3 protein-coding genes are annotated in these 1,112 nt (G+C 33.0%); all 3 read right to left on the minus strand.

Annotated elements, in window-relative coordinates; translation table 11 throughout:
- Positions 1-19: 19 nt before the first annotated feature.
- On the minus strand, positions 20-250 hold the full coding sequence (locus tag HMPREF3144_RS08850) for a type II toxin-antitoxin system RelB family antitoxin (protein WP_070477506.1): 231 nt from the start codon (positions 248-250) through the stop codon (positions 20-22).
- 102 nt (positions 251-352) lie between these two features.
- Positions 353-631, minus strand: coding sequence for a HigA family addiction module antitoxin (locus tag HMPREF3144_RS08855; RefSeq protein ID WP_018027458.1), 279 nt, complete (start codon positions 629-631; stop codon positions 353-355).
- A gap of 10 nt (positions 632-641) precedes the next feature.
- Positions 642-920: a type II toxin-antitoxin system RelE/ParE family toxin gene (locus tag HMPREF3144_RS11485; RefSeq protein WP_048769327.1), complete on the minus strand. Its 279-nt coding sequence runs from the start codon at positions 918-920 to the stop codon at positions 642-644.
- Positions 921-1,112 lie beyond the last annotated feature (192 nt).

The raw sequence follows: 1,112 nt of genomic DNA on the forward strand, positions 1-1,112 counted from the left end.
TAAAGGAAGTTACACAAAATTATTTACAGGCTCGTTTTAAAAGCGCTTTCCCTACCTCTTCAGCTGAGTAAGTTTTAGACTTGCCAGCCTTAATCAGTTCTAACTCCCTTTCAGCAAGATAGATATCTTCTAAATCATCTAAGTGTTTTAAGATTGCTTCTCTTGCGTAAAAAGACTTTGTACGCCCCGTCTTTTCCGCCAAATCTTTCAAGCGGTTATCTATTTCGTCAGGTAATCGTATTGCTAACATTATCAGCTCCTTGCTACTTGTTATACATGTATAACAAGTAGCAAATGACAAGGTAAAGAACCTAGAATTAATTAGTAAGTTTGAGTCAACACAATCATTAAACTAAGCAAATTCAAATGGTATAACTGTATCATCGTAACTTTGCTCTTCTTGCCATAAGTCATATTTTGCTTGCATCGCTAACCAAGACTCAGCTGTTATTCCCCCAAATGCTTTTTCAAGTTTAATAGCCATTAAAGGTGATATACCTGTTTTGCCATTGAGTATTCTTGATAAAGAAGTCCTAGTAATGCCTAAATGTTTTGCTGCATCTGAAACAGTAACATCATCTAAATACTCTCTAATAACAAGACCTGGGTGAGGTGGATTGTACATTCTCATTTTATTACTCCTAGTGATAATCTAAGTAATCAACTTCATAAACATTTTCACCTTCAAATCTAAAAGTGATACGCCAATTTGCATTAACTGTTATAGACCAGTAGCCTTTTAAATTACCAGTCAAAGCATGCAATCTCCAACTAACTATATTAATTTCATCAGGGCTTTTAATCGTATCTAATACTGAAAGCTGGGTACGTAACCTAACTGCATGTTTTGATTGAATACCTGAAGTATTTCCAGTTTCAAAATACTTTCTAAGGCCTTTATGTTTAAATGATTTAATCATAACTCTGTCTGTGTACCGTGTATACCCATTATACAATCAAAAATAGATTTTGAACTATTTAATTTAAGTTTTGCTTTTAATCACCAGCTTTATTTATCAGAAAGAAAGAGACGATTTTCTTCTATTTAAATTAAAAGTTTAATGACCCAGCATAATTCTCACACTTTAAGCTGCTAATTGTTGATAAATCAT

This window comes from Oligella sp. HMSC05A10 (assembly GCF_001808335.1).
GTDB classification, from domain to species: Bacteria; Pseudomonadota; Gammaproteobacteria; order Burkholderiales; family Burkholderiaceae_B; genus Oligella; species Oligella urethralis.

Bases quoted from the DNA above. Each gene is read 5' to 3' on its own strand.
- HMPREF3144_RS08855 (WP_018027458.1), bottom strand. From the start codon at position 631: ATGAGAATGTACAATCCACCTCACCCAGGTCTTGTTATTAGAGAGTAT.
- HMPREF3144_RS11485 (WP_048769327.1), bottom strand. From the start codon at position 920: ATGATTAAATCATTTAAACATAAAGGCCTTAGAAAGTATTTTGAAACT.
- HMPREF3144_RS08850 (WP_070477506.1), bottom strand. From the start codon at position 250: ATGTTAGCAATACGATTACCTGACGAAATAGATAACCGCTTGAAAGAT.